The following is a 25906-nucleotide window of genomic DNA, read 5'->3' as shown; positions in this document are numbered from 1 at the left end:
CGGTGCGGATGGCCGGGCGATCACTATCGAGATTCTCGGTGCGTGGCCTGGAGATCGGTAAGAGGTTCACCTGGTTAGCCGATCTCTTTCTTGGGGGCAGTCCAGGTGTCGCAGGAGCCGAGTCGGCCGGCATGGTGTCCACGCCGGTCCGCTCGCCGGGCTCCGATGGATCAGCCCATCACCCTGCGCCGGTCACGTTCCGGATGGACGAGTACGGCGAAGCAGAGCCCGCCGAGCGCCACCAGCGCGCCGAAGACGAGGAACACCTCGGCGTAGCCGCGCTGCTGGGTGTCGGCGATGTCGAGCAGCCAGCCGGTGAAGATCGGGCTGGTGACCCCGGCGAGCGAGCCCAGCGCGACCAGCGCGGAGAGAGCGCGCGCCCGCTTGGCGACCGGGGTGATCTCGGCGAGCGAGGGGTTGGCGATGACATTGACGGTGGTCGACAGGCCGTACCCCAGAGTTTGGACCACGATGGCGAGAACCGGCGAGCTCACCCAGTAGAGCAGCATCAACATCAGCCCGGACGCGATGAGGCAGCAGCCGCCGAAGACGCCGCGGGCGAGGCGTGAGGGCACGCCCTTGCGGAGCAGCATGTCGGTGATCGGCCCGACGCAGAGCAGCGAGACGATGGCCATCGCGCTCGGCACGGTGAACAGCGTGCCGGCGGTGGTGATGGGGAAGCCGAGCCCCTCGTGGAAGTAGGACGGCAGCCAGGTGAAGATGACCGCGGCCAGCGCGCCCTGGGTGAAGACGGCGGCGAAGCTGCCGATGAAGGTCCCGCTCAGTACGATCCGCCACCAGGAGACGGCCGGTCCCGAGCCCCCGAGCAGGTCGCGGCCGTCATCGCCGCGCAGGCGGCCGGCCTGTCCGGTGCGGACCAGCACGTTGATCGCGGTAAAGACCAGGGCGTCTGCTTCGGATTTGACGGCCCTTGAAAGTACGTCGTGCCAGCGACTACGGTCTGCGGGTGATCGCTTTGCAGGACATCCTCGCCGATGCGGCTAGCGGACATATGCCCCGGCCTGGGGCAGGCCCCACGATCGTCCCGCAGCCGTCCCCGCGTGACGCGGGAGTGATCGCCTTCACCGCGCACAATGTGATCTACGCCGACCTCGATGAGGACTGGATCAGATCCCGGCTTCCCGACGGAGACCTGTCGGCGCCACTGAACCCGCCCTTCCTCATGGAACTACAGAAGGCCATGGGGCGCAGAGTCAACAACATCGACATGCTCGCTGTGGCTGTCCCCTGCGTTGGTCCTCCGCCGATCGAACTGGTCGAGGTCACGGATACCGCCCATCCTCGTGTCCGGCGCGCCCACCGCTACCGTGACGATGTGCGCGTCTGGACCTGCCCAGGAGGTTTGCTGGTCATCGGACGAGGCGTCGCCGCTCGATGGGAGGTCGCGATCGAGGTCGACTCTTCCAGCCGAGGAGGCGGTTTGGGCCGGACCCTCGCCCGCGCCGCCAGGCATCTCATCACGCACCCCCTCTGGGCTCAAATCGCCCCAGGCAATGCGGCGAGCGTCCGAACATTCCTCGCCGCCGACTACGTTCCGATCGGTGCGGAAGCGCTTCTCGTCCCACCCTCCCCGTTCGGACGGCACACTCCGTGATCAGGAAATGTCCGGAACGATCTCGCGGATGATGAGTTGGTTGACGCCGCTCTCAGGGATCTCAGCACGGGCTAGTACGGTCAAGCGGGCGTCGGTACGGGGGCCGGGCGCCACTGTTCGGAGCCGAAGACCTCGTAGCGGATCCGCTCGTCCGGTACGCCGCGGCGGTGCAGGCCGGCCCGGACCATCTGCATGAACGGGACTGGCCCGCACAGGTAGACATCCGCCTCGGGGTGCAGCGGGATCGCGTCGGTGTCGATGAAACCGGTGAAGGAATCCGGCGCGTCCGGGACCGTCTGCTCGTACCAGACGAGGTTGCGGAAGGACAGCAGCCGGGAGCCGTTGGCGATCATGTCGGCGCGTAGCGGGTGGCGTTCCATGCTGCGGTCGGCGTGCACGGCCGTGACGTCGCGGGTGGGCTGGGTGCGCGAGACGTGGTCCAGGATGGCGGCCATCGGGGTGATGCCGACGCCCGCGCTGACCAGGACCAATGGCGCATCGCTGGCGCGCAGGGTGAGCTCGCCGTACGGGTGGCTCAGCCGCAGGCGGTCGCCGATACCCACCTGATCGTGCAGGAAGCCAGAGACTATGCCGTCCGGGGTGCCGCCGGTGCCGCGCACCCGGCGTACGGTGATCCGCAGCATGCCGGCGGCGGCCGCCTGCGAGAGGGAGTACTGCCGCAACTGGCTGGTGCCGTCGGGCAGGTCGGCGGCGACGGTGACGTACTGGCCGGGCAGGAAGGCGGGGGCAGGGTCGCCGTCGGCCGGCGTGAGGATGAACGACGCCGTGTCGTGCGCCTCGGTGATCTTGTTGGCCACGACGTACTCCCGCCACGGGGTGGCGCTGTTCACGTCGGCGTTGGCGTAGAGGCGCGCCTCGTGGCCGATCAGCCGGGCGGCGAACAACCAGTACACCTCGTCCCAGGCGGCGGCGACCTCCGGGGTGACCGCGTCGCCGAGCACGGTGCCGACCGCGCCCAGAAGGTACTTGCCGACCACCGTGTACTGCTCCGGGCGGATGCCCAGGGCGCAGTGTCGCTGTGCGATGCGCTCCACGATGTGGTCGAAGACCGGGCCGTCCGGGCCGGCGCCGATCAGGTGCCCGGCGAACGCGGCGACCGCACCGGCCAGCGCGTGCTTCTGCTCGCCGGTCGCCTGCGCGCTGCGGTTGAACAGGTTGAGCAGGTCAGGGTTCTCGCCGAGCATCGTGTCGTAGAAGACTCCCGAAATGGTGCCGAGGTGTTCGCCGACGACGGGGAGAGTCGCCTTGACGATCGGGAGACTGGTTGCGGATAGCACTTGTTCCTCCTGGTGCGGGGATGGATGGCGGATCAGCGATGGCCGAGGCTCAGCAGCACCTGCCGGGTCGGCGGCGCGGTCAGGTCCCCGACCGTGAGCGGGTCGAGGCTGGCGTAGAACGCCTCTTGCGCGCGGCGTAGGGCTCCGCGCAGCAGGCAGCCTCGGCTGAGCGGGCAGATCGGGTCGCCGTCGCAGTCGACGACCTCGGTCCCGCCCTCCAGTTCGCGTACGAGGCCGCCGATCGAGGCGGTGCGGGCCGTGGCGGCGAGGCGTACCCCGCCACTGCGACCACGGACGGTCTCCAGCAGGCCCAGGTGCTGCAGCCGCTGGACCACCTTGGCCAGGTGGTGCCGGGGTACGACGAGGGATTCGGCCAGCTCGTCGATGGTGAGCAGGCTGTCGCGGGTCGCGCCGAGCATGAGGATGCGGAGGCTGATGTCCGTGGAGCGGTTGAGGTACACAGGACGACTCTACTTAAACAGGAGTCTGAAAGTCCTCTTTTGTGAGTGACCTCACTGCGGGTGAAGCCGAGGGCCCAATCTCGGCTTTGCGCTCATGCGTAAATTGCGCGTGTATCGGACGGCAAACGGCCCGCCTGACGCTGTACGCCATGGAAGCCAACACAGCGACATGCAAGATGTGCGAGAAGCAGCCCATCCAGGAGTACAACGGAAAGAACGGGCTGGAGCGGGCCCTACTCTGCAGGGATCACGACGACGAGACCAAGTACCCCAAGAAGTGGTGCGACGGTTGTCCTGAGCGCACGACGCTGCTCACCGTGGGCAAGGAAGAGTACGTCGAGATCATCCAATTCACCGTGACGCCCACGACGATGACCTCCGTCTCGGGCCCGTGGAAGTTCTCCGGACTCTCCTTCTGCAAGCCCTGCTCCGTCGCGCAGACGTGCCGGGCCTGCTGCACTCCCGCCTACCTGGCGGAGTCCAAGACCCCCTTGCGGGGGGCCAAGCTGCTGGCCGAGAACGACGCCCGATGCGCGTTCTGCGCCTCCGGTCCCGCCTTCGACGTCGAAGCCTGCGTCAAGGACGGGCTGTTCTGGATCCGTTCGTGGTTCGACAGCAAGAAGGAGACCTTCCCCAAGGAGATCCCGAACTTCAGCGTCAAGGTAGTGCCCGCGAACGTCCTCCTGGCCGAGGGCCACGGGCTGGGTGAGAAGGGCACCCTGCTGGGCCTGTGCAAGGCTCAGAGTGTGGACAACAAGATCACCAGCTACACGATCTTTATTCTCAACGGGATGCGCAAAGCGGCCTTCATGGAGACCCTGGTCCACGAACTCACCCACATCTGGCTCTTCGAGAACAAGCTTTCCAAAAAGCCCTATGTGGAGGGCTTCTGCAACTTCGTCTCCATCAACTACCTGCTGTCGCTCGGCAACGACGAGGACGCCGGGCGCCGCAAGAACTTCATGATGGCCAACCCGAACGCCTTCTACGGGGGCGACATGAAGGCCTACCTGCTGCAGGCGAAAGCATCGGCATTCAACCCGTTCATGAACCTGCGGAGCGCCCCGGACATCAAGTGACCGCTCCGGCGAGGGTCTGGGCCGCACTACCCGGCCCTCGCCTGACGCGCAAGGTGAGTGCCCTTTCGGGACACCGGGACGAAAAGATCATTGATCGCTAGGCTGCGTCCATGGGCTGGAACTTAGAGGTAGCGGCGGTCAAGACCGACGAGCTGTTCATGGCGGTGCCGGACGTCTTCCTGTCGACGGAGACCACGATGGGGTTCGAGGACGCGACCTCCGTCTCGCGTTTCCCCAACCTGTGCGTGGCGCAGGTCGGCGAATGGGCCGTGACCATCGACTCCGGCCGCAGGCTGTCCGCAAGCAGCGACTACCTGGAGGAGAGCTCGGCCGGGACCGAGCTGCATCTCGTACGGATCGACGATCAGGCCATCGCCCTGCACTTCGTGAACGGTCAACCGGTGATGGAGGAGCAGAAACCCGATGGCGAGGACGGCGAGACGTGGGCGATGGACGTCCTGTTCGACAGGACCGGCATCGGCTTCGGTGACCTGTGGGACGTGAAGTTCACGCTCTTCGAGGTCTGACAATTCGCTTGGTGGCCGGCTCGCGGCGGTGTGGCGGGTCCAGTCGTCGATGGTGGCCGGGGTCAAGCGTGAAGCAGCTCTGTGAGCGGCCCGCGCACGTCGGCGGGATACAGGTTCAGCTGCTCGAACTCGTCAGCCCTCAGCCATCTGAGCTCAAAGGTGTTGTCCGGCCCGTGGTCCAAAGCCTCGTCGCCGGCCAGCGACGGGACGCCGCTGACATCACCTATGAGGAAGTAGAAGGCGGGCCGGCCATTGTGTGAGCTGGTGAAGAGCAGCCGGTCGATCTTCCCGGTGAGAGTCGTCTCCTCGTGGAGTTCGCGTACTGCCGCACTCTCTGGCGACTCGCCATCCTCCACATGGCCCCCGGGGAGAACCGTGTAGCGGTGACCAGGACACGACGACCCCCGCCAGCCTGCGGCATCGCACATGACGCACGGGATGCCGGGGCGGCGCATGAGGAAACGCTTGATGACCAGGACTCGGAGACCGTCGGTGACCACGGCGACTGCTCGGGGGATCGGCATGAAATTGATCATACGATTCGCCCCTGAGGTCGGCCCACGCCTTTATGCCTGCTGGGTCTAGCGGGGGTTGCCGGACAGGTGCTGCACGTTGGGCGTGCGCCCATGGCGGGCGGGTGACATCTCCCTGCGGCGGGCCGCCAAGATGGCCAGCACTGCCAGCAGGGCGGTCACGGCAACCGACACTCCGAGCGCGATCCACGTGGCCGTGTCGGGGTGGATCAGCGACTGACCGCGCAGCGCCTGCCACGCCGTGATGGCGAACAGAGCGGCGTAGCCCACGATGACGACCCCGGTCAGCTGGGCGCGGGCGCGTTCGCCGCGCAGCCAGCTGACCCGGGCCGCGAGGGCGGTGAGAACCAGCACCGCGAGTACGAACACCTGCATGGAGTGCAGGCTGATGAAGTGCGGAACGCGCAGGTCGCCGCCCACGGTACTCCAGTTCGTGATCGGCATGCCATCGCCGTCGGGCACCCCCACCCCGTGCCCCCCGACCAGCGGGACCGGGTTCCCGTAGGCATCCTCGGCCATCCGGGGCGTCCTGTTGAGCGTCCCGACCATGAAGGAGGCCAGCCCCATGCCCATGACGGCCAGCCCGATCCCGGCACGCAGGGCCCAGGTGAGTGCCGGTTCACCGATCCGCTGGAACAGCAGCATGATGGCGATGAGCAGGTTCGCCGCGAACAGCCCGACCACGCCTGTGGAGAAGACCAGCTGTCCGATCGTGTTGAACGTGTCGGCGCCGGTGTTGAAGTGGCTGTAGGTGCCGCGAGCGGCCTGCACCGCGATGAAGCCGACGTCGATCATCCCGGCGACGGCCAAGGCCGTTCCGAGGTTCCACATCGTGCGCCTTGCCTTGCGAAGCTTCGGCAGCAGCCAGGCGAGCGTCGCGCCATGGATGACGAACGACACCCCGAACTTCAGCGGCTTCACCCAGAGCGACTGCTGCATGAGCTCGCGGCCGTCTGTGAGGAGGCCGAAGAGCGCGACGACGATGAGCGCGGACATCGCCGCCACCATGATCATCAACGGTCGATGCCATGACCGCACTTCGGTTAACGAGATGGACATCGGGTCCTCCGATCGGGCCGGTGCGTACGGTGTATCAAGTGTCATGCGTACAGAGTAGCTACGTCGGGCACGAAAGCCGCATTATTCTGCACTTAGGACAGATAAAGTGAACTAGTGCTGTAGCGATCGAACTAGTACACTGTGGCGATCTCGCCAAACGAATCGGGGGCACATGTCGTCGTCAACGCAGCGGCCGGACCCGCCATACCGGCGGATCGTCGCGGAGATCCGTACTCGGATCCTGACCGGCGACCTGCGGCCCGGCGAGCGGATGCCGTCCATCCGGCAGATCGCCCAGCGATGGGGCGTCGCGGTCGCGACCGCGACCAAAGTGATGGCGACGCTCCGCGACGAGGGGCTGGTCGAGACGAAGGTCGGTTCTGGCGCGGTGGTCAGCGCACGCGCGGCCCGGCAGCAGCCGACCGGCCCGAGCGCGTCACCGAAGCCGCGTCAGGGCGGCATCTCCAGGCTGAACAGGAAGCAGGTTCTCCGCACCGCCATCGCGACCGCCGACGCCGAAGGGCTCGACGCCGTCTCCATGCGGCGGCTCGCGGCCGAACTCGGCGTCGGTCCGATGTCGCTGTACCGGCACGTGGCGAACAAGGACGAGCTGGTGACGCAGATGGTCGACGAAGCCTTCGGCGAACCGGATCTGCCCATCCCGGGGCCGGAGGGGTGGCGAGCCAAGCTCGAACTGATCTCCCGCAGTCAATGGGAGCTGTGCCGGCGACACCTCTGGTTACCGAGGGCCATCTCGTTCACTCGCCCGTCGCTCGTCCCCAACATGATGGAGCACACAGAGTGGACCCTGCGCGCGCTCGACGGGCTCGGGCTGCCCGTGACGACCGGGATCCAAGAGGCGCTCACGCTGCACACGCTGGTCCTCACCATCGCTCTGTCCATGGCGGATGAGGTCGAAGCGGAGCAGGAGACCGGTGTGACGCTCGACCGGTGGTGGCTGGCCCAGCGGAAGCGAACCGACGAACTCCTCCACAGCGGACGCTTTCCACTGCTGGCCGCGATTCCCGAGGAAGCGGCGTCGGACCTGAACGGACTGTTCGAGTACGCCCTCGCACGTCATCTCGACGGTTTCGCCGTCTTGGTGGAGGGCCGCGGCGGGCGTTAGAGCTCGCTCAGCACTTGCATGGCGTCCCGCTCGATCCGCGAAAGGTCGTGGAGGATGGCGCCGGCCTGCTCAAGCCGCGCCGCGTCGCCGCTCTCTCCGGCCTTCGCGATCAAGTCGGCCACGCTCGTCCACAGCGCGGCGGCCTCGGCATACAGCCGGTGACCTGTGCGCAGGCGGTCATCGTCGACGAGTTCGGCGCACTCGCCGAGGAAGTCACGGTAGAGGGCGCGGAACAGGGCGCCGCCGGTGCCGGCCTTCTCCATGAGTACGGCGGCTTGCGGTAGGTCGCGCTGCGGATCGTCCGTGCGCAGCAGCCACTTGGGCACCTGGCTCGCGGCTTTTTCGATGCCGCGGTGGCCCAGGTTCGCGATGGGAGGGGCCAGGAAGGCGTCGGCGCAGGCTTTGATCGCGGAGATGATCTGGTCCTGCCAGGAGGGCGCGTGCGCAGGCCGGGTGATGGAGAACGAGCGGTTCCTGGCGGTCATCGGGCCTCGTTCGGCCCTCGCCATGGCCAGGCTGGCCCGGCTCGTACGTACGGCTCCTCCCTGCTGCGCGGTGTCCACCAGGTAGGCATCGTGCTCGTCGTAGCCGTACATGGCGACGACGTGGCCGCCGAAGTGCACCTTGGACTGGAAGTAGGCCAAGTGGAAGGAGTCGAGCTGCAGGCCGACCGGGCGACCGGCGTCGATCTGGGCGGCCACGTTCTCCCACGCCTTGCGTTGTGAGGTGGTCTCATCGACCGACAGCGTCAGCCCGAGCCTGGCAGCCAGGTTTCTGGTGAGTTCGAAGGGCTTGACGCGCCCGCCGAGGAAGGGGAACGGCATGCTTTTGCTGTCCCAGTAGATGAAGGACAGGCCCGAGCCGAGTCCGAACAGCATGGGCTCGGACAGATCGAGTCCCTCATGCCGCAGCAACACTCCCAGGGCCGTCGTCTCGCAGTGCTGCAGGCCACGGCCCTCGATGTCGTGCACGATGGTCATGTCGCTCTCCTCGGTGGTTGGGCGATCGGCGAAAGCAGCATGGGGTCTCCCACAGAGGAAGAGTCAAGCCGTCAGCGCAAGAGACCGGGAGCGGTGGGCGCGCTGAACGTGCCCTCCCGGCGTACCGTGTGCCAGCGCAGCCGGACGCCCAGCACCGCGGTCGCCAATGACTGGATCACCACGAGGTACAACAGCTGCCGGTAGACGAACTGCTGCAAAGGGAGCACCCACAGGGCCGAGGCGCGCTCGCCGTCCAGGCGGAGCGCGTACCAGCCGGTCACCGCCTGCACCGCGACGAACCCGGCCCACACCGCGACCACCGGCAGGGGATCGCCCACGGCCGTGCTGTAGATCGCCATGAGGTCGACGACGGGTGCGAGCAGCGGCAGCAGCACCTGGAACAGCGCCAGGTAGCCGAGGCAGCGCCGACCGAACGGGTCCTGGTCGAGCACAGCGCGTCGATGCTTCCACATCGCCTGCATGGTGCCGTAGCACCAGCGGTAGCGCTGCTTCCACAGCTGGCCGAGCGTGGTCGGGGCCTCGGTCCAGGCCAGGGCCTTCTCCTCGTAGACCACGCGCCATCCGGCCCGGCACAGTGCCATCGTGAGGTCGGTGTCCTCCGCCAGCGTGTCGGTGCTGACGCCGCCCAGGGCCACCAGCGCCGAGCGGCGGAACGCCCCGATCGCGCCGGGTACGGTCGCCATGCAGTCGAGCTGCTCGAAGGCACGCCTGTCGAGGTTGAACCCGATGACGTACTCGATGTGCTGCCAGCGGCCGATCATGCCGCGCCGGTTGCCGACCTTGGTGTTGCCGCTCACCGCGCCGACCGTGGGGTCGGAGAGCTGGCGTACCAGGTGGCCGATCGTCGCGGGTTCGAAGACGGTGTCGCCGTCCACCATGATGATCAACTCGTGCCCGGCCGCCGCGATGCCCGTGTTGAGCGCCGCGGGTTTGCCGCCGTTGCGCTGCCGGATCACCCGTACGTTGGCCAGTCCCAGCCCGGCGGCCAGTTCGGCGGTCGCGTCGGTCGAGCCGTCGTCGATGACGAGGATCTCCAGCCCGCCCTGGTAGGTGGTGTCGGCCAGTGAGCGTACCGTCGCCTGGATCCCCGCCTCCTCGTTGTAGGCGGGCACGATCACCGTCACGGGCGGGGGCGCGGGCCACGCGGGCGCGCGCCCTCTTCGCCGCTTTCCACCTCTGGTACGGCGGGCATGCACCCACGCGAGTACGGCGAAGAAGACCAGTCGCGCCAGCGTGAGCGCGCCCGCGGCGACGAGCACCCACGACAGCGAGTCGGTGAACCATCCGGATACGCGCTGGGCCACGTTCAAGGCCGAGCCGACGAACCGGTCCACTCCGCCGGCCTGCTGCTGTGCCGGCGGCATGCCGAGGGCCTTGGTCACCGTGACCGCCCGGTAGCCCTTGCCCGCGACCTCCTTCAGGACCAGATCGACGGCCTCGACGGTCTGCCGCCTGTCGCCACCCGAGTCGTGCATCATGACGATCGCGCCCCGGCCCCCGGCCGGAAGCGACGAGGTCACGATCTTCCGGGTGCCGGGGCGGCTCCAGTCCTTGGTGTCGAGATCCGTCAGCGTGACGAGGTACCCCTCGGCCGCCAGCGCCTTCATGCTCTCCCACTGCGGGCCCGTGATCGCTTCGGGAGTGGAGGAGTACGGCGGGCGGACCAGGGCGGTGTGCAGCCCGGTCGCTCCCGCCAGGGCCTTCTGCGTCAGGGACAGCTCCAGCCTGAGCCGCCAGCCGGGAACCGTCGCCAGCTCGGCGTGCGTGTAGGTATGGCTGCCCAGCTCATGACCTTCCGCGACGATCCGCCGAGCCAGTTCGGGGTATTTCGCGACCTTCGAGCCGACGACGAAGAACGTCGCCTTGACACCGTGCTTCCTCAGGGCGTCGAGCACCGCCGGCGTCCAGGCGGGATCCGGGCCGTCGTCGAAGGTGAGGGCGATCGTCTTGTTCGGCAGGTGCGCGCTGGAGGGCTCGCTGCCGGTGAGGTTCAGCACGGGTCCGCCGCGCCGCATCGCCGCCAGCTGCGGGGAAGGGTGGTCGGTGGCGGGCGGAGCGGCGCGGGTCTCGCCGACGACGTTGGTCACGTACCCGTTGAGTACGAGGGCGCCGACCGCCAGCAGCATGCCGATGGCCAGCAGGAACCAGTGGCCCCTCGGGTCGGCCCGTTTGGCGGAAGATGGCGTGGGGGCGGGTGGTCGGGCCTGCTCAGCCTGACCCGCCTCACCTTGACCCGCCTCACCTTGACCCGCCTCACCTTGACCCGCCCACTGGACCGAAGCGGGATCCTGCCAGGCGGAGACCGCTGGGCGCGGCCAGGCCTGCTTGTCCTGGTCGGCCAGGTCGCTCACTTCTTCGGCCCCTTGGTCCGGCCCGGGTCGAGCCCCGGCGGCGTCTTGTTCTGGCCCGGCGGCAGGTCGGTGGGCTCGGCTACGGGCTCGACCGTGGGCTCAGCGGTCGGCTCCGGTGCCGGTTCCGTGCTCGGCTTCACGCTGGGCGACGGCGACGGGGTCCGTACGGTCGCAGGGTCCTTCGACCGTACGGCGGACCGGGTGCTGCTTGGAGTGGGACGCGCCGGGGCCTGGGTCACCGAAGGGATGGGCCGCTTGGTCCGGCTCGCCCGAGGCGTCGGTGAAGGGTCGGGCGAAGCCGTGCTGCCCATCCCGCCCTTCTGATCGCCCGGCCACCCGGTCACCGACAGCGTCGTGTTGGAGAACAGGCCGCCGATGACGACGGCGAGCAGCGCGAGGGCCAGCACGCCGGACGCGATCGAGCCGATCATGATCAGCCGTCGCCGACGACCGCTCTGGTCGACGAAGACGGCTGTCGTGTGGTGATGCTCAGGAGACACATCGGGAAATGGTAGTGACCAGATGTAACTTGTGGGGAAATAGCGCGATTTGGGCTGGATGCTCAGCGGTGTCTGAGTCGTACCGCGGCGCCAGTCCGGCGGCGGCCCAAGCTTGCAGCCGCGGCGGCGAGGTTCGCGTCGGCGGTCTGCTCCAGGTCGTAGCTACGCCTCGGTCCTCAGGCGGCGTGTTTATCTTCGATGTGAAGGACCATCAAATCGTGTCCGTCTTGATCGCGCTTGCTACGGCCGAAGAGGCCGACCGTGAGATCATCGTGGTTCTCCACCTCGCACGACTTGCTCGGGCGGGATCCCCTAGTGCGGGAACGCCTTCGGCGGGCGGGGCGTCACCTCGTCGCGGAACGTCTCGATGACGGAGACGACCTGGCGCATGAGCTCGGTGTCCCGGAGCCGGTCCAGATAGAGCGAGCGCCGGGCCAGCGCGTCGAGGTCCACGGCGAAGTAGATGGCCATGAGCGGGTTGACGAACAACTCGCTGCCCTTCGTCCGGTCGGTGAAGCGCACGTCCCCGAACTCGCCGCGCACGGCCGCCGCGATCGAGCCGTTCACGATGCTCGGGTACGTCGGCAGCTCGGCCTGGGCGTGCGCGACGGCGTCGAGGTAGAGCGCACCCGCCTTCGTGGACCTGGAGACGGAGAACGCGCCCAGGTAGGCGCCGTCGCGTTCCAGGGCCGCCAGGTTCTCCAGGACCTGTACGTGGTTGACGCCGTGATAGGCGTCCACCCCGAAGCCCAGGCAGGCCACGATCTTCTCGGGGACGTCGAGAGCCTGGACGGCGGCCAGGCTCGTCATGTCCTCGGCCGGGGTGCCGAGGCCGGCTTCGTCGCCGCGCATGAGGATGTCGGTGCCGCCGTCCACCAGGACGACCGCGTCCAGGTCGAGGTGCTCGGCGAGCTTGGCGTACGCGGCGCGCAGCGGGCGGACGCCCACCTTGGGGAAGGCGTACACGGTCGACGGCTGGCCGTGCGTGGCCAGCCAGCGGGCCAGGCAGCCCTCGGGGAAGTACCAGTCGCGGGCCGTGGTGTCCGGGCGTATCTCCGCCGCGTTCTCGAACAGCCAGACGTCCAGGTCGAGGGCGTCGAGGTGGCTGAACGACAGGTTCGCCAGGTGCACCTCCTTGCCGGCCTCCCGGAGAGACAGGGCAAGGGGCAACCCGGCGTACACGTCGAAACCTCCGCCCGCGCCGGCGACGAGGATCCGGCTGGAACGCTCAAGCCGGGCGGAAAGGGGCGTGCCGAACATGCGTCACATCTTTCCGCAAAGCTTGTTGAAACGCTCAACTGTCCAGGCAAGCGCGCCCTGGTCCTTCACGCGAGGCGCGCTCCCATGTCCCAGGGAGTCCCGTACTTGCCGGTGAGCTCACGGATCTCCGCGTCGGCGAGGAAGCGGGGTTCGCGGTCGCCGAGCAGCAGGAGCAGCGCGCAGACCTCCTCGACCTCGACGGCCGCGTCCACTGCCGCACGCATCGACGAGCCGGTCACGATCGGGCCGTGGTTCTGCAGGAGCGCGGCCCGGAACGGGAAGTCGAGCCGTTCCAGTTCCCCGGCCTGGGCCGGGTCCCCCGGAGCGGCGTACCCGATCAGTGGTGTCTGCCCGACCCGCATGACGAAGTACGGTGTGAGCGGCGGGATCGCGCTGCGTGGCGACCACGGCGGCAGGCAGGCGACGGCCGCGGCGTGCCGTGAGTGCAGGTGGACGACCGCCTTGGCGGCCGGATCGCGCCGGTAGAGCGCGAGGTGCAGGGGGAACTCCTTCGACGGCATGGGCCCGGCGACGTGCGTACCGTGCTCGTCCAGGACCGACAACCCCTCGAGGTCCAGGGCGGCCAGGTCGGCGCCGGTTGGGGTGATGAGCAGTCGATCGCCCTGGCGGACGCTGAGGTTGCCCGACGAGCCGGGGCTCAGGCCGAGGGCGGCCAGGTGGGCGCCCGCTTTGACCAGTTCGGCGCTCACGACAGCTTGTCCCATGCGGTGGTGAAGATGTCCGTCTCCCCGAAGTTGCCGGATTTGAGGGCGAGGTTGATCGGTAGGGAACGCCCGTTCAGCCGCGCTTCCGTACGCGACCAGGTCACGCCGGGACTGATCTCGGCGCCGATACGCAGGGTCCGGGCGCCGAGTGCGGTGACCACGGCTCCCGACGTCTCGCCACCGGCCACGAGCAGGTGGTGGGCCCCGGCCGCCACCAGGTCGGCCGCGCACCGGGCGAGCGCGCGTTCCACGAGCTCCGCATCCGTGCCCAGGTTCGTGTCTGGGCCGAGGTTCGCGTCTGTGTCGGCCTGAGGTTCGTGTCCGGCCTGAGGTTCGTGTCTGGGCCGAGGTTCGCGTCTGTGTCGGCCTGAGGTTCGTGTCCGGCCTGAGGTTCGTGTCCGGGCTGAGGTTCGTGTCCGGGCTGAGGTTCGTGTCCGGCCCGGTCGAGTAGATCAGCGGTGGCCGGTCGGGGTCCTCGTGCCAGCTGGCCACGACGAAGCCGACCAGGTCGGCGACGACGCCCTCGAAGTCGCGGCGCAGCGCCACCGGATCGAGGCGCCGGTGGGGGAGTGCCGGGCGGGCATGGGCGACCTGCGCGCGGGTCGCCGCCGAGGCGCTGCCTGACAGCACCACGCCGAACCGGCGATCGGCGGGGCGGGCGAGCGCTCGGGCGGATCCGGGGTGCGGGCCGGTGAGGCCGAGCGCCAGACCGGCCGAGCCGGTCACCAGCCGCAGCTCGGCGGTAGCCGCCGCGATGGCGCGCAGGTCCGCGTCCGTGGTGGCGTCGACGACGGTCAGCGCGCCATCGGCTTCCGGGGCGTTCAGGGCCGTACGGATGTGCGAGGCGCCGGCCCGTACCGTGTCGTGTCCGATGAAGTGCACCCGCCGCCGCGTCTGAGGCGACGGCAGACGGCCGAGGTGCGAATCCCGCATGGGCGTCAGCGGGTGGTCACGCATGGGACTCTCGTCGAGCAGGTCGTTGTGGACGAACAGCCGGGCGCGGTAGACGGTGCGTCCGGTCGCCGGGAAGGCGGGCACCACCACCGTACGGGTCTCACCGAGCGCGTCCAGCAGCGCGTCGGCCACCGGGCCGATGTTGCCCTCGGGTGTGGAGTCGAAGGTGGAGCAGTACTTGAAGTAGAAGCGCTCGCATCCCGCGGCGCGCAACGCGTCCAGCGCCGCCACCGAGTCGCGCACGGCATCGGCGACGGGCGCTGTGCGCGACTTCAGCGCCACCACCACGGCATCGGCCTGCTCGTCGACGAGGCTCTCCAGGCCGCCAGAACCGACTGCCACCACAGTGCGGAACCCGCGGGCGACCAGCAGCCGACAGGGAGGGAAAGCGCACGATGACCGCCCCGGAGGAGCCCCCACTCATCCCGGACCAGCGCCGCGAACGGCTGCTCAAGCAGCTGCGGCGCGAGGGTGTGCTGAGCGTCCAGCAGATCACCCAGATCTTCGGCGTCTCGCACATGACGGTGCGGCGCGACATCGCGGAGCTGGAGCGGCAGGGGCGGGTCTTCTCCGTGCCGGGCGGTGTGCGCATCGCCCACCAGGTGCACACCGAGCCGACGTTCCATGACAAGTCGCTGATCGAGCAGCCCGAGAAGCGGGCCATGGGCCGGGCCGCCGCCGAGCTGGTGAAGGACGGCATGACCGTCTACCTCGACGCCGGAACGACCATCCTGTCCATGGTCTCGTTCCTGTTCCCGCGCGAGGGGCTGACCGTGGTGACCAACGACTTCACCACGGTCGAGGAGCTCCAGGCGGCCAGGCACCTGTCCGTCATCCACACCGGCGGCCAGGTCGAGCCCGACAACCGCTCCAGTGTGGGGCGGCTGGCCGCGGCCACCGTACGGCAGCTCGCCTTCGACCTGGCCTTCATCAGCACCGGCTCGTGGGACCTCATCCGCGGCGTCACCACTCCGACCGCCGCGAAGGTGGAGATCAAGCAGGCGGCGATGGAAGCGGCGTCACGCTCGGTGCTGGTGGCCGGGTCGTCGAAGTACGGAAGTTTCGGGATGTACCGGGTCGCGCCGCTGACCGCCTTCGACATGGTGATCACCGACGCCGCGCTCACCGAGGCGGCCGCCGAAGGGATCCGCGCCGGCGGCACCGACCTTGAGCTGGCCCGGATCTAGCAGCGCCTCGCGGGGCGATGCGGGGTTTCCCGGTGATCGTTCTGGCCGCGCCGCGTTTTCATAACTCTGCTGAAACCTTGACGCAACATAGGCTTCCGATCCATAGTGAGCCAGTCAACCCATAAGCGCGTCTCTGGAGGTCTTATAGCACGCAAGAATGTTAGCGCTAACAATGTAACCTCCTTTCCGTCCCTGTCGCGATATCGCAGGTCGGCAGGCATGTCGCTGTGCGCACGGCCGCATGGCGGCGTCCTTCGCGTCTTTCATTAATGACCTGTGCCTGGAATATAGCGACGCCCCCCTGAAAGGCAGAGGTTCATCATGATTGTTCGGTCCCAATTACGGCAGCTTAAAAAGGTACTGCTGTCCGCCGGTGCGGCCGTCGCGCTCGCCGCCGGCCTCCTGGCCGGGGTCTCCGCGCCGTCCCAAGCCGCCACATCGCTGTCGTGTGACATCTACGCCGCCGGCGGCACCCCGTGCGTCGCGGCGCACAGCACGACCCGCGCCCTGTACGGCACCTACAACGGCTCGCTCTACCAGGTGCGTCGTACCTCGGACAACACCACCAGGAACATCGGCCTCCTGAGCGCGGGCGGATACGCCAACGCCGCCACCCAGGATTCGTTCTGTGCGGGTACGACCTGCCTCATCACCATCATTTACGACCAGTCGGGTCGGGGTAACAACCTCACCCAGGCGCCTCCCGGCGGGTTCCCCGGCCCGTCTCCGGGCGGGTATGACAACCTCGCGAACGCGACCGCCGCGCCGACGATGATCAACGGTCACAAGGCGTACGGCGTCTACGTGGCTCCCGGCACCGGCTACCGCAACAACAACACCAATGGCGTCGCGAAGGGCGATCAGCCCGAGGGGATGTACGCGGTCTTCGACGGCACGCACTACAACGGCGGCTGCTGCTTCGACTACGGCAACGCCGAGACCAACAGCCGTGACAACGGCAACGGCACCATGGAGGCCATCTACTTCGGGAACATCAAGGTCTGGGGCTACGGCACGGGCAACGGACCCTGGGTCATGGCCGACCTCGAGAACGGCCTGTTCTCCGGAGTGAACCCGGGTTACAACGCGAACGACCCGACCGTGAACCACCGGTTCCTGACCGCCATCATCAAGGGCGAGCCGAACCACTGGTCGATCCGGGCCGGCAACGCGCAGTCGGGCAACCTGTCGACGTACTACAACGGAGCGCGCCCCAATGTCGCGGGCTACAACCCGATGAAGAAGGAAGGGGCGATCATCCTCGGCATCGGCGGCGACAACAGCGTCGGTGCCCGCGGCACCTTCTACGAAGGTGTGATGACCTCCGGCTATCCGTCGGACGCCACCGAGAACTCGGTGCAGGCCGGCATCGTCGCCGCCGGATACGCGCCGTCGAGCGGCGGCAACCCCGGCGGAACGCTCACCCCCGGCTCGTCGATCTCGCTGCGCGCGACGACGCCCTCCTACACCGACCGCTACATCCGGCACCAGAACGACCAGGTCGTCACGTCGGTGATCACCTCGGCCAGCTCGTCTCTCGACAAGAGCGACGCCTCATGGGTCGTGCGCAGCGGCCTGGCCAGCGGTTCTTGCGTGTCGTTCGAGTCGAGGAACTACCCCGGCGACTTCCTGCGGCACCAGAACTACCAGCTGTACCGGCAGCACAACGACGGCAGCTCACTGTTCGCCGCCGACGCCACCTTCTGCCCGCAGGCCGGCAAGAGCGGCCAGGGCTCCTCGCTCGCCTCCTACAACTTCCCGACCCGCTTCATCCGCCACTACAACAACATCGTCTACATCGCCAGCAACGGCGGCTCGAACGCCTTCGACAGCGCCACCTCATGGGCCAACGACGTCAGCTGGATTGTTGAACAATCCTGGGCATAGATGACGTCGCCCACTTGAGTGGAGCCGTCCCCGGTCCCTGGGGGCGGCTCCTCGCCGTTCTCCGTAGAACATCCATTTTCAGCTAATTTCCGAAATTTTCGGCTGCGAAGGGGATGTTTGCCCAGTTCGCGCGGCCACCGGGTACGTCGTCCAGCCGCTGACCATCACCAACACCGGCACCTCGACGATCACCGGATGGACGGCCACCTTCACGCTGCCGGCCGGGCACACGGTGACCGGCTCGTGGAACGGCACCCTCACCGTCAGCGGACAGACCGTGACCATCAGAAACGTCGCCCACAACGGCACCCTCGCCCCCGGAGCCAGCACCACCAGCGTGGGCTTCCAGGCGACCCGCCCGAGCGGCAACACCGCACTTCCGTCCGGGTACACCTGCGCCTGACAGTCCGGATACACCTGGGCCTGACAACTGAGGGCCTACCTACGAGACAGCCGCGCTGCCAGGATCCGAGCGCGGGCGAGCTGGACATTGCGCGCCTGGCCGGCCGCGAACCCGGCCAGGAGCCACGGCGCCGTCAGGTCGAGCCGGTCGCTCATCCGTGTACCAGTACCGTCCGGCTCAAGGTCGAAGCGGTAGGCCATGCGTATGCGTCCCGGGCTCCGCACCTCGCCGTGGACGGACAGGCCGTCGGTGTGCAGGGCCACGTCGATCGCGTTGTCGTAGGTGAAGATCCGTAAAAACCGGAAACGCTCGACGGCCCTGTACCGGATCACGTCGGGCTCCGAGCGGTCCACATCGCTGACGGCCACCACGAGGGGGGACAGGCCGATGTAGCTCTCCGGCGTCGTCAGGTGCTCGAACACCTTCTCCGGTGTGGCGTTCACGTGGAATTCGTGGGTCAGCACGCTGCTCGACACCTGGCCTCCTCCCGTACCTGCGAGTTATGTCGACGATTGTGGTCAGATTTCTTACCGCCGGGAAGCGCGGAATGATCACGAACAGCGGCCTGGGATGATCAGCGTGATCACTGTCATCCTCGGCATCCCAGGAGCACTCTTGTCCAAGCGTCGTGGCTTAACCCTGTCCGCAGCCCTCGCCGCGCTGTTCGTGTGCGTCGCCATTCCCGGCGCGGCGGCGGACCAGCAGACCGAGGATCCGACATATCCGGGACCGGTCTTCAAGACGGTCACGGACAAGAGCGGGCTGCTGTCCCTGCAGACCAACGGGCGGCCGGACGGAAAGGACATGGTCTTCCGGATCTCAGGGGCCGTCTACGCCAACATCGAGGGCAACGCCTACGACCCGCAGCTGCGCCACGGCCAGAGACTGTTCAACATCGAGGGCTACAACATCCGGCGGCTGTACCGGGTGCCCGGCACCACGCAGCTCTACCAGCTCTCCCGCGAGATCGTCTTCTACACCGACCCCGCCGACCCCACGAAGATCCTGCGGGAGTGGAAGAACCCGATCGACCAGCGCACCTACCCCGTCGTCCCGATCAACAACGACACGGTGAACTTCGGCCCGTTCAACGTCACCTCCTCCTACGTCGGCCCGCCCCTGCGGCAGATGCACGACGAGACCGAGTGGACCAGTGACATCCCGGTACGCACCGACTTCGGGGCCACGCTGGGCGAGCAGTTCGGCCTGGTGAACGGCGTCTACGCGGCCCAGGAGATGTTCGACTTCTACGTCGACGATCGCGAGGTCGCGGCCCGTACGGTCGCGGGCAGCATCCCCAAGGGCGCGATGGACACCAAGATCAGTTGGGCCAGGACGAGCCCGTGGGCGCCGTTCATGTGCCTGCCGGAGACCGGCGTCCGCGGCCAGCTGACCTACCACGCCCGCAGCTGGTCGCTGGATTCCTACCTGGACGTCGAGCCGTGGCTACGGGCGGAGATCGACACCGCGTACCCGCTCTTCAAGGCCGCTCCCACCGCGCCCGGCCCGAGCGAGAACTCCTGGAGCTCCTTCTACAACAAGCAGCTGGGCAAGGGTGCCACCACGTGGTCCGGCTGGTGCGCCGCCAACGGAAAGGGCTGACCTTCCGGGAGTCGCATTGCACTCTGGCAACACCCTGGCAACAGGGTGTCTGTGCCTTGGGTTCGATGCTCCAACAGCCTCGCGTGACGGAATAGGCTCATGCGTGCAGTCGGGCCGGGGCAAGGTTAGGGGAACGGGTGAGCAAGTCCTTCGTACATCTGCACGTCCACACTGAGTACAGCATGCTTGACGGGGCGGCGAAGATGAAGCCGCTGTTCAAGGAGGCCGCCCGCCTCGAGATGCCGGCGATCGCGATGTCCGATCACGGCAACATGTTCGGCGCGTACGAGTTCCAGAAGGTGGCCAAGGACAGCCCCGTCAAGCCCATCATCGGCATCGAAGCCTACGTGGCGCCGGAGAACCGGTTCGTGAAGAAGCCGGTCTTCTGGGGGTCGCGAGCCGAGACCGGTGTGGCGGACGGCGAAGGCGGCAAGGACGTCTCCGGCGGTGGCCGGTTCACCCACATGACCATGTGGGCCAAGGACGCGGATGGACTGCGCAATCTGTTCAAGCTGTCGTCCTTGGCCTCGTTCGAGGGCTACTACTCCAAGCCCCGGATGGACCAGGACCTGGTCTCCCAATACGCCAACGGCATCATCGCCACCACCGGCTGCCCGTCCGGTGCGGTGCAGACCCGGATCCGGCTCGGCCAGTACGACGAGGCGGTCAGGGTCGCCGGCGAATACCAGGAGATCTTCGGCAAGGAGAACTACTTCCTGGAGCTGATGGACCACGGCATCGACATCGAGCGGGAGGTCCGGGCCGACCTGCTGCGACTGGCCAAGCAGCTCAACATCCCGCTGCTGGTCACCAACGACAGCCACTATGTGACCGAGGACCAGGCCGACGCGCACGACAGCCTCCTGTGCGTCGGCGTGGGCAAGAACAAGGACGACCCCAACCGCTTCCGGTTCAACGGGTCGGGCTACTACCTCAAGAGCGCCGACGAGATGCGCAGGCTGTTCGCCGACCTGCCAGAAGGGTGTGACAACACGCTGCTCGTGGCCGAGATGGTCGGCGACTACAGCGACGTGTTCGCCTACGTGGACCGGATGCCCCAATACCCGGACGTCCCCGAGGGCGAGACGCAGGAGTCCTGGCTACGCAAGGAGGTCGAACGCGGCCTGGAGATGCGTTACGGCACCCCGGTCCCCGCCGAGGTCACGGAGCGGTACGAGACCGAGATGAAGGTCATCGGCCCGCTCGGCTTCTCCTCCTACTTCCTGGTCGTCGCCGACATCTGCAAGCACGCCCGCGACAACGGCATCGCGGTGGGCCCCGGCCGTGGTAGCGCCACCGGCTCGATCGTCGCCTACGCGACGCGCATCACCGAGCTCGACCCGTTGGAGCACGGCCTGCTGTTCGAGCGGTTCCTGAACCCCGAGCGCATCAGCCCGCCCGACATCGACCTCGACTTCGACGACCGCCAGCGCGACCGCATGGTCCAGTACGTGACCCAGAAGTACGGCAGCGAGGCCACCGCGCAGGTCAACACGTTCGGCACGATCAAGGCGAAGGCCGCCGTCAAGGACGCCTCCCGCATCCTCGGCTACCCCTTCGTGATGGGCGACAAGATCACCAAGGCGATGCCGCCGGACGTCATGGGCAAGGGCGTCCCGCTGGCGGACATGTTCAACGAGAGTCACCCCCGCTACGTCGAAGGCGCCGAGATTCGCGCCCTGTACGACAACGACCAGGACGTGCGCAAGGTCATCGACACCGGCCGCGGCATCGAGGGCCTGATCCGCGGTACGGGTGTGCACGCGGCGGCGGTGATCCTGTCCTCGGCGCCCCTGCTGGACCTGATCCCCATGCACATGCGGGACAAGGACAAGGTGATCATCACCGGGTTCGACTACCCGAGCTGTGAAGACATGGGCCTGATCAAGATGGACTTCTTGGGCCTGCGCAACCTGGGCATCATCGACCACGCCATCAAGATCATCAAGCAGAACCGGGGCGTGGAGCTCGACACGCTGACGCTTCCCCTCGATGACAAGACCACGTACCAGCTGCTGGCCCGCGGCGACACCCTGGGCGTCTTCCAGCTCGACGGCGGCCCGATGCGGCAGCTGCTGCGACTGATGGAGCCCACCCGGTTCGAGGACATCGCCGCGGTGCTCGCCCTCTACCGGCCGGGCCCGATGGCCGCCAACGCGCACACCAACTACGCGCACCGCAAGAACGCCCGCCAGGACATCGAGCCCATCCACCCCGAGCTCAAGGAAGCGCTCGAACCCATCCTCGGCCCCACCTTCCACCTGCTCGTCTACCAGGAGCAGATCATGGCCGTGGCCCGGGAGCTGGCCGGCTACACGCTGGGCGGCGCCGACCTGCTGCGCCGCGCCATGGGTAAGAAGAAGAAGGAGATCCTGGACGCCGAGTACGCCAACTTCCAGGCGGGCATGCGCGCCAACAAGTACAGCGACGAGGCGATCCAGGCGCTCTGGGACGTCATGCTGCCGTTCTCCGGATACGCCTTCAACAAGTCCCACACCGCTGGATACGGTCTGGTCGCTTACTGGACCGCCTACCTGAAGGCCAACTACCCCGCCGAGTACATGGCCGCCCTGCTCACCTCCGTGGGTGACGACAAGGACAAGGCGGGTGTCTACCTCGCCGAATGCCGCAAGATGGGCATCCAGGTCCTGCCGCCGGACGTGAACGACAGCCAGCTCGACTTCGTCGCCGTCGGTGACACCCAGGTGCGCTTCGGCATGGGCGCCGTCCGTAACGTCGGGGAGAACGTGGTGGAGGGCATCGTCAAGGCCCGCGCCGAGAAGGGCCGCTACGAGCACTTCAACGACTTCCTCAGCAAGGTGCCGTTGACGGCCTGCAACAAGCGAGTCATCGAATCGCTGATCAAGGCGGGCGCGTTCGACTCGCTCGACCACCAGCGCAAAGCGCTGCTCATGGTGCACGAGCAGGCGGTCGATTCGGTCATCGACATCAAGAAGAACGAGGCCCACGGCCAGGACTCCCTGTTCGGCGGCCCGAGCGACGACGAGGGCGAGGCGGCCTTCTCCGTCCAGATCCCCGACATGGAGTGGGACAAGAAGACGCTGCTGGACTTCGAGCGGGAGATGCTCGGCCTGTACGTGTCGGACCACCCGCTGGCGGGCACGGAGCGGCTGCTGGCCCGCAACCGCGACACCACCATCGCCGAACTCCTCGAAAGCGGCCGTGACGACCGCGGCGACGTACGGGTGTGCGGCCTCATCACCAAGGTCGACAAGCGGGTCAACAAGGCCGGCAACGTGTGGGCGATCGTCACGGTCGAGGACATGGACGCGGCCATCGAGTGCCTGTTCTTCCCCAAGAGCTACGAGCTGTACGCCCCAGAGCTACGCGGCGACGTCGTGGTGTCGGTCGGCGGCCAGGTCAACAACCGGGACGGCGCCATCAGCGTCTTCGCGCAAGATCTCACCCCGCTCGACGTGTCCGGCATCACCAGCGATTCCGGGCATCCCGTCACCATCCAGGTTCGCGAGGAACGTCTCACGCAGCAAACCGTGGAAGAGCTCCGTAACGTGCTGAAGTTGCACCAGGGCAGCGTGCCGCTGCGGATCAACGTGCAGCGGCTGAGCGGGAAGACCCTGGTGTGCGCTCTGCCGGAGTTCTCGGTCAACGCCGAGCCCAGCTTCGCCGCGGACGTGAAGCAGCTGTTCGGGCCGGAAGCCATCATGCTGTGACCCAACGGCGGATCGAGGTCGTCTTGACCGCGGAGCCGCCCACGTGCCCGCGCTGCGAAGGCGAAGCGCTGCTGTCGGCGCGGGTACCGTACGGCTGGGCCAACGCCGGCGGAGGGTGGGTGCACGGTCGTACCGGGGTCGTGCTCTGCCCTGCCTGCGATGAGGACGCGCCGCACGCGGCGCCGCTGATCACGTGGTTCCACGTCCACGGCCAGGCCGACCATGAGGATGTGGAGCTCGCGCGGCTGCTGGCGGTGTGGGCCCAGAACGTGTCGGTGTCCCCCTTGGACGAGAGGGCGCTGGAAGCCGAGATAGGGCGGTGGCGGCGCGGCGACCTGTAGCCGCGCGGGATCGCCGTGGTCACGGGCGGTGACGGCAGGCCCAAAATGGAAGAATCACCTCATGGCAGAAGGTATATCGACATTTCAGGCCACCACGGATGACGGAGACGTGGTGGGGGAGATCCACGCGGAGTCCTGGAAGGTGGCCTACGAAGGCTTCTTCGACCCGGAGTACTTCGCCGAAGCCGTACGGAGCCGACGCGAGAAGTGGCACGAGACACTCGCCGACGGGCAAGGCACCATCCTGCTCGCCGCCCTGGCCGGACGGCCGCTGACCTTCTCCTACTTCGGTCCCTCGCCGACGCGGCCAGGAGACGCGGAGATCTTCGGCTTCTACAGCCACCCGGACGGGTGGGGCACCGGCAGCGCGGGCGCCCTGATCGCCGCCTCCTTGACCAGGCTGCGCGAGGAGGGCTTCAGCGGGGTACATCTGTGGACGCTGCGCGACACGCCCCAGTCACGCCGCTTCTACGCCAAGAGCGGCTTCACCGAGTCGGGTGCGGCCCGCAAGCATGATTTCGGTGACGGCAACCCGATCGAGCAGGTCGAGTACGAGCTGAGCTTCCGCTGATCACCTAGCTAGCCCGCCCACGCCCTCAGCCACCGGAATCAGGCCCGGCGACCGGCCTCTATAGAGCGCGCCGCGCCTCTATAGAAGGTGCTGGAGCACGATTCGAGAGTACTTGGAGCGCCCTGGCCGAGCCTTTCTCACAGAGGTCAGCACCCCTGGAGAAAGGGCCCGCCATGAGCGAGCAGAATCCCCCGGCACCGACGTCCAAGAACGTCACCGGATTCCTTTTACGGCTGGGCGCGGGAGCCACGGCCACGGCGTTCCTGGCTGCGGCGCTGGTCGCCGCGACGACCGCGCCCGCCGCGGCCGTGACGCGCGGCAACATCGTCGCCGTCGCGCAGAGCCAGTTCGCCAACGCCTCCCGCAACCACGAAGAGCCGATGGGCAGTGGTTGCAACTACTACACCGGGTACTTCCGGTCCTGGAAGCCGGCGGGTGGCTGCCCGGCCACGGACGGCGTGCAGTGGCGGGACAGCGACTGGTGCGCGGACTTCTCCAAGTACGTGTGGAAGAACGCGGGAGTGCCCGACGCCGACGTCGCCGAGACCAATGGCGGCGTGCTCACCGGCTGGGCCAGCTCCTTCAAGGATTACGGCACCAAGCACGGGACCTGGCACGCGCGTTCCACCGGTTACGCCCCCCAGCCCGGCGACGCGGTCGTCTTCGACTGGGACCAGAGCGGCGACATCGACCATGTCGGGATCGTCAAGTCCTCGAACGCCACCACCGTCTACACCATCGAGGGCAACAGCGGCGACCGCATCAAGGAGAACAGCTACTCGCGCACGAACATCGACATCGTCGGCTATTCCGCGCCGGTGGGCGCCGAGGACGGTCCGCCCGCCACTCCCCCCACCGACGCGAGCGGCACCAGTGACGTTCGGGCCGACTTCAACGGTGACGGGCTGGACGACGTGGCCGCGTTCTACGACTACCCGGGGGCCCGGACGGTTCTGTTCGTCTGGTCGGCCAAGACCGGTGGTGGTTTCAACCCGCCGGTCAGCATGTGGGACTCGGGAGCGGGCAACTTCGAACAGCCCCGTGCCAAGGCCATCGCGGGTGACTTCAACGGCGACGGTCTGGCAGATGTCGGTACGTTCTATGACTACTCCGGCGGCCGCACCGGTCTGTGGATCTGGACCGCAAAGGCTGGTGGTGGCTTCAACGCTCCCGTCATGTCCTGGGACTCGGGCGCGGGCAACTTCGAGCAGCCCCGCGCCAAAGCCGTCACCGGTGACTTCAACGGCGATCACATGACCGACGTCGGCACCTTCTACGACTACTCCGGCGGCCGCACCGGTCTGTGGATCTGGACCGCCAAGACGGGCGGTGGCTTCAACGCTCCGGTCATGTCCTGGGATTCGGGAGCGGGGAACTTCGAACAGCCCCGTGCCAAGGCCATCGCGGGTGACTTCAACGGCGACGGTCTCGCAGACGTCGGTACGTTCTATGACTACGACGGCGCCCGCACCGGCCTGTGGACCTGGACCGCCAAGACCGGTGGTGGCTTCAACGCTCCGGTCATGTCCTGGGATTCGGGAGCGGGGAACTTCGAACAGCCCCGCGCCAAGCCCATCGTCGGTGACTTCAACGGCGATCACATGACCGACGTCGGCACCTTCTACGACTACTCCGGCGGCCGCACCGGCCTGTGGACCTGGACCGCCAAGACCGGTGGCGGCTTCAACGCCCCCACCATGACCTGGGACTCGGGCGCGGGCAACTTCGAACAGC

Annotated in this window: 24 protein-coding genes and 1 pseudogene; 12 read left to right on the top strand and 13 right to left on the bottom strand. The window is 67.6% G+C overall.

Annotated elements, in window-relative coordinates; translation table 11 throughout:
• Window positions 1-170: 170 nt before the first annotated feature.
• The gene (locus AB0J16_RS58480) at window positions 171-884 is read right to left on the bottom strand and encodes an MFS transporter (protein WP_358557735.1); all 714 of its coding nucleotides are present in this window, start codon (window positions 882-884) and stop codon (window positions 171-173) included.
• Window positions 885-1072: 188 nt separating this feature from the next.
• On the opposite strand from AB0J16_RS58480, the gene AB0J16_RS58475 reads away from it, so the two are divergent.
• Entirely contained in the window at window positions 1073-1615 is a 543-nt protein-coding gene (locus AB0J16_RS58475; RefSeq protein WP_358557732.1) for a GNAT family N-acetyltransferase, read from the top strand.
• Window positions 1616-1695: 80 nt separating this feature from the next.
• Here the strand turns inward: AB0J16_RS58475 and AB0J16_RS58470 are convergent, their stop codons facing one another.
• Window positions 1696-2913, bottom strand: a complete 1218-nt coding sequence (locus AB0J16_RS58470; protein WP_358557729.1) for a globin domain-containing protein — start codon at window positions 2911-2913, stop codon at window positions 1696-1698.
• Window positions 2914-2945: 32 nt separating this feature from the next.
• On the bottom strand, window positions 2946-3374 hold the full coding sequence (locus AB0J16_RS58465) for an Rrf2 family transcriptional regulator (protein WP_358557726.1): 429 nt from the start codon (window positions 3372-3374) through the stop codon (window positions 2946-2948).
• A 149-nt stretch (window positions 3375-3523) separates the two neighbouring features.
• On the opposite strand from AB0J16_RS58465, the gene AB0J16_RS58460 reads away from it, so the two are divergent.
• Both AB0J16_RS58460 and AB0J16_RS58455 read left to right on the top strand, forming a co-directional pair.
• Window positions 3524-4453, top strand: coding sequence for a hypothetical protein (locus AB0J16_RS58460; RefSeq protein WP_358557723.1), 930 nt, complete (start codon window positions 3524-3526; stop codon window positions 4451-4453).
• 110 nt (window positions 4454-4563) lie between these two features.
• Window positions 4564-4980, top strand: a complete 417-nt coding sequence (locus AB0J16_RS58455) for a hypothetical protein (protein ID WP_358557720.1) — start codon at window positions 4564-4566, stop codon at window positions 4978-4980.
• A gap of 62 nt (window positions 4981-5042) precedes the next feature.
• On the opposite strand, the gene AB0J16_RS58450 is transcribed toward AB0J16_RS58455, so the two are convergent.
• Both AB0J16_RS58450 and AB0J16_RS58445 read right to left on the bottom strand, forming a co-directional pair.
• The gene (locus AB0J16_RS58450) at window positions 5043-5504 is read right to left on the bottom strand and encodes an NUDIX domain-containing protein (protein ID WP_358557717.1); all 462 of its coding nucleotides are present in this window, start codon (window positions 5502-5504) and stop codon (window positions 5043-5045) included.
• A gap of 57 nt (window positions 5505-5561) precedes the next feature.
• The gene (locus AB0J16_RS58445; protein ID WP_358557714.1) at window positions 5562-6572 is read right to left on the bottom strand and encodes a hypothetical protein; all 1011 of its coding nucleotides are present in this window, start codon (window positions 6570-6572) and stop codon (window positions 5562-5564) included.
• Between the two features lie 172 nt (window positions 6573-6744).
• Between AB0J16_RS58445 and AB0J16_RS58440 the strand changes: the two genes are divergently transcribed.
• Window positions 6745-7698, top strand: a complete 954-nt coding sequence (locus tag AB0J16_RS58440; RefSeq protein WP_358557711.1) for a GntR family transcriptional regulator — start codon at window positions 6745-6747, stop codon at window positions 7696-7698.
• On the opposite strand, the gene AB0J16_RS58435 is transcribed toward AB0J16_RS58440, so the two are convergent.
• The 7 genes and pseudogenes from AB0J16_RS58435 to AB0J16_RS58405 all read right to left on the bottom strand — a co-directional run.
• A complete protein-coding gene (locus AB0J16_RS58435) occupies window positions 7695-8678 on the bottom strand; it encodes a BtrH N-terminal domain-containing protein (RefSeq protein WP_358557708.1) in 984 nt (327 codons plus the stop codon). The two genes, AB0J16_RS58440 and AB0J16_RS58435, sit on opposite strands and share 4 nt — an antisense overlap.
• A 71-nt stretch (window positions 8679-8749) precedes the next feature.
• On the bottom strand, window positions 8750-11050 hold the full coding sequence (locus AB0J16_RS58430; RefSeq protein ID WP_358557705.1) for a bifunctional polysaccharide deacetylase/glycosyltransferase family 2 protein: 2301 nt from the start codon (window positions 11048-11050) through the stop codon (window positions 8750-8752).
• Window positions 11047-11550, bottom strand: coding sequence for a hypothetical protein (locus AB0J16_RS58425; RefSeq protein ID WP_358557702.1), 504 nt, complete (start codon window positions 11548-11550; stop codon window positions 11047-11049). Before AB0J16_RS58425 ends, AB0J16_RS58430 begins: the two co-directional genes overlap by 4 nt.
• Window positions 11551-11862: 312 nt before the next feature.
• A complete protein-coding gene (locus AB0J16_RS58420) occupies window positions 11863-12810 on the bottom strand; it encodes a DUF1152 domain-containing protein (RefSeq protein WP_358557699.1) in 948 nt (315 codons plus the stop codon).
• A gap of 65 nt (window positions 12811-12875) precedes the next feature.
• A complete protein-coding gene (locus tag AB0J16_RS58415; RefSeq protein ID WP_358557790.1) occupies window positions 12876-13535 on the bottom strand; it encodes a class II aldolase/adducin family protein in 660 nt (219 codons plus the stop codon).
• Window positions 13517-13786: a nucleotide-binding domain containing protein gene (locus AB0J16_RS58410; protein ID WP_358557787.1), complete on the bottom strand. Its 270-nt coding sequence runs from the start codon at window positions 13784-13786 to the stop codon at window positions 13517-13519. Before AB0J16_RS58410 ends, AB0J16_RS58415 begins: the two co-directional genes overlap by 19 nt.
• A 457-nt stretch (window positions 13787-14243) precedes the next feature.
• Window positions 14244-14909 (bottom strand): annotated as a pseudogene (locus tag AB0J16_RS58405) (four-carbon acid sugar kinase family protein); the annotation flags it as partial.
• On the opposite strand from AB0J16_RS58405, the gene AB0J16_RS58400 reads away from it, so the two are divergent.
• From AB0J16_RS58400 to AB0J16_RS58390, 3 genes are all read left to right on the top strand, one after another.
• Window positions 14885-15676, top strand: a complete 792-nt coding sequence (locus tag AB0J16_RS58400; RefSeq protein WP_358557696.1) for a DeoR/GlpR family DNA-binding transcription regulator — start codon at window positions 14885-14887, stop codon at window positions 15674-15676. The pseudogene AB0J16_RS58405 and the gene AB0J16_RS58400 sit on opposite strands and share 25 nt — an antisense overlap.
• Before the next feature lie 321 nt (window positions 15677-15997).
• Window positions 15998-17563, top strand: a complete 1566-nt coding sequence (locus AB0J16_RS58395) for an alpha-L-arabinofuranosidase B (protein ID WP_358557693.1) — start codon at window positions 15998-16000, stop codon at window positions 17561-17563.
• Between the two features lie 70 nt (window positions 17564-17633).
• Window positions 17634-17966, top strand: coding sequence for a cellulose binding domain-containing protein (locus AB0J16_RS58390; RefSeq protein ID WP_358557784.1), 333 nt, complete (start codon window positions 17634-17636; stop codon window positions 17964-17966).
• Between the two features lie 35 nt (window positions 17967-18001).
• Here AB0J16_RS58390 and AB0J16_RS58385 read toward each other — a convergent pair whose 3' ends face one another.
• A complete protein-coding gene (locus tag AB0J16_RS58385; RefSeq protein WP_358557690.1) occupies window positions 18002-18442 on the bottom strand; it encodes an SRPBCC family protein in 441 nt (146 codons plus the stop codon).
• A gap of 139 nt (window positions 18443-18581) precedes the next feature.
• On the opposite strand from AB0J16_RS58385, the gene AB0J16_RS58380 reads away from it, so the two are divergent.
• The 5 genes from AB0J16_RS58380 to AB0J16_RS58360 form a co-directional block, all read left to right on the top strand.
• Window positions 18582-19568 (top strand): DUF1838 family protein, encoded by a 987-nt coding sequence (locus AB0J16_RS58380; RefSeq protein WP_358557687.1) that lies wholly within the window; start codon window positions 18582-18584, stop codon window positions 19566-19568.
• Between the two features lie 137 nt (window positions 19569-19705).
• The gene (dnaE, locus tag AB0J16_RS58375) at window positions 19706-23260 is read left to right on the top strand and encodes a DNA polymerase III subunit alpha (protein ID WP_358557685.1); all 3555 of its coding nucleotides are present in this window, start codon (window positions 19706-19708) and stop codon (window positions 23258-23260) included.
• Window positions 23257-23601, top strand: a complete 345-nt coding sequence (locus AB0J16_RS58370) for a DUF6300 family protein (protein WP_358557682.1) — start codon at window positions 23257-23259, stop codon at window positions 23599-23601. Before dnaE ends, AB0J16_RS58370 begins: the two co-directional genes overlap by 4 nt.
• A 61-nt stretch (window positions 23602-23662) precedes the next feature.
• Window positions 23663-24172, top strand: a complete 510-nt coding sequence (locus tag AB0J16_RS58365) for a GNAT family N-acetyltransferase (RefSeq protein WP_358557679.1) — start codon at window positions 23663-23665, stop codon at window positions 24170-24172.
• A gap of 173 nt (window positions 24173-24345) precedes the next feature.
• A partial coding sequence (locus tag AB0J16_RS58360; RefSeq protein WP_358557676.1) for an FG-GAP-like repeat-containing protein occupies window positions 24346-25906 on the top strand: 1561 nt, incomplete at its 3' end.

Source organism: Nonomuraea sp. NPDC049750, assembly GCF_040659625.1.
Classification (GTDB): Bacteria; Actinomycetota; Actinomycetes; order Streptosporangiales; family Streptosporangiaceae; genus Nonomuraea.
This window is presented reverse-complemented; position numbering and strand designations above follow the sequence as displayed.

What these genes read in the sequence shown, in the direction of transcription:
- AB0J16_RS58400 (WP_358557696.1), top strand. Translation starts at nt 14,885, where the DNA reads ATGACCGCCCCGGAGGAGCCCCCACTCATCCCGGACCAGCGCCGCGAA.
- AB0J16_RS58455 (WP_358557720.1), top strand. Translation starts at nt 4,564, where the DNA reads ATGGGCTGGAACTTAGAGGTAGCGGCGGTCAAGACCGACGAGCTGTTC.
- AB0J16_RS58460 (WP_358557723.1), top strand. Translation starts at nt 3,524, where the DNA reads ATGGAAGCCAACACAGCGACATGCAAGATGTGCGAGAAGCAGCCCATC.
- AB0J16_RS58420 (WP_358557699.1), bottom strand. Translation starts at nt 12,810, where the DNA reads ATGTTCGGCACGCCCCTTTCCGCCCGGCTTGAGCGTTCCAGCCGGATC.
- AB0J16_RS58435 (WP_358557708.1), bottom strand. Translation starts at nt 8,678, where the DNA reads ATGACCATCGTGCACGACATCGAGGGCCGTGGCCTGCAGCACTGCGAG.
- AB0J16_RS58445 (WP_358557714.1), bottom strand. Translation starts at nt 6,572, where the DNA reads ATGTCCATCTCGTTAACCGAAGTGCGGTCATGGCATCGACCGTTGATG.
- AB0J16_RS58365 (WP_358557679.1), top strand. Translation starts at nt 23,663, where the DNA reads ATGGCAGAAGGTATATCGACATTTCAGGCCACCACGGATGACGGAGAC.
- AB0J16_RS58440 (WP_358557711.1), top strand. Translation starts at nt 6,745, where the DNA reads ATGTCGTCGTCAACGCAGCGGCCGGACCCGCCATACCGGCGGATCGTC.
- AB0J16_RS58450 (WP_358557717.1), bottom strand. Translation starts at nt 5,504, where the DNA reads ATGCCGATCCCCCGAGCAGTCGCCGTGGTCACCGACGGTCTCCGAGTC.
- AB0J16_RS58415 (WP_358557790.1), bottom strand. Translation starts at nt 13,535, where the DNA reads ATGGGACAAGCTGTCGTGAGCGCCGAACTGGTCAAAGCGGGCGCCCAC.
- AB0J16_RS58395 (WP_358557693.1), top strand. Translation starts at nt 15,998, where the DNA reads ATGATTGTTCGGTCCCAATTACGGCAGCTTAAAAAGGTACTGCTGTCC.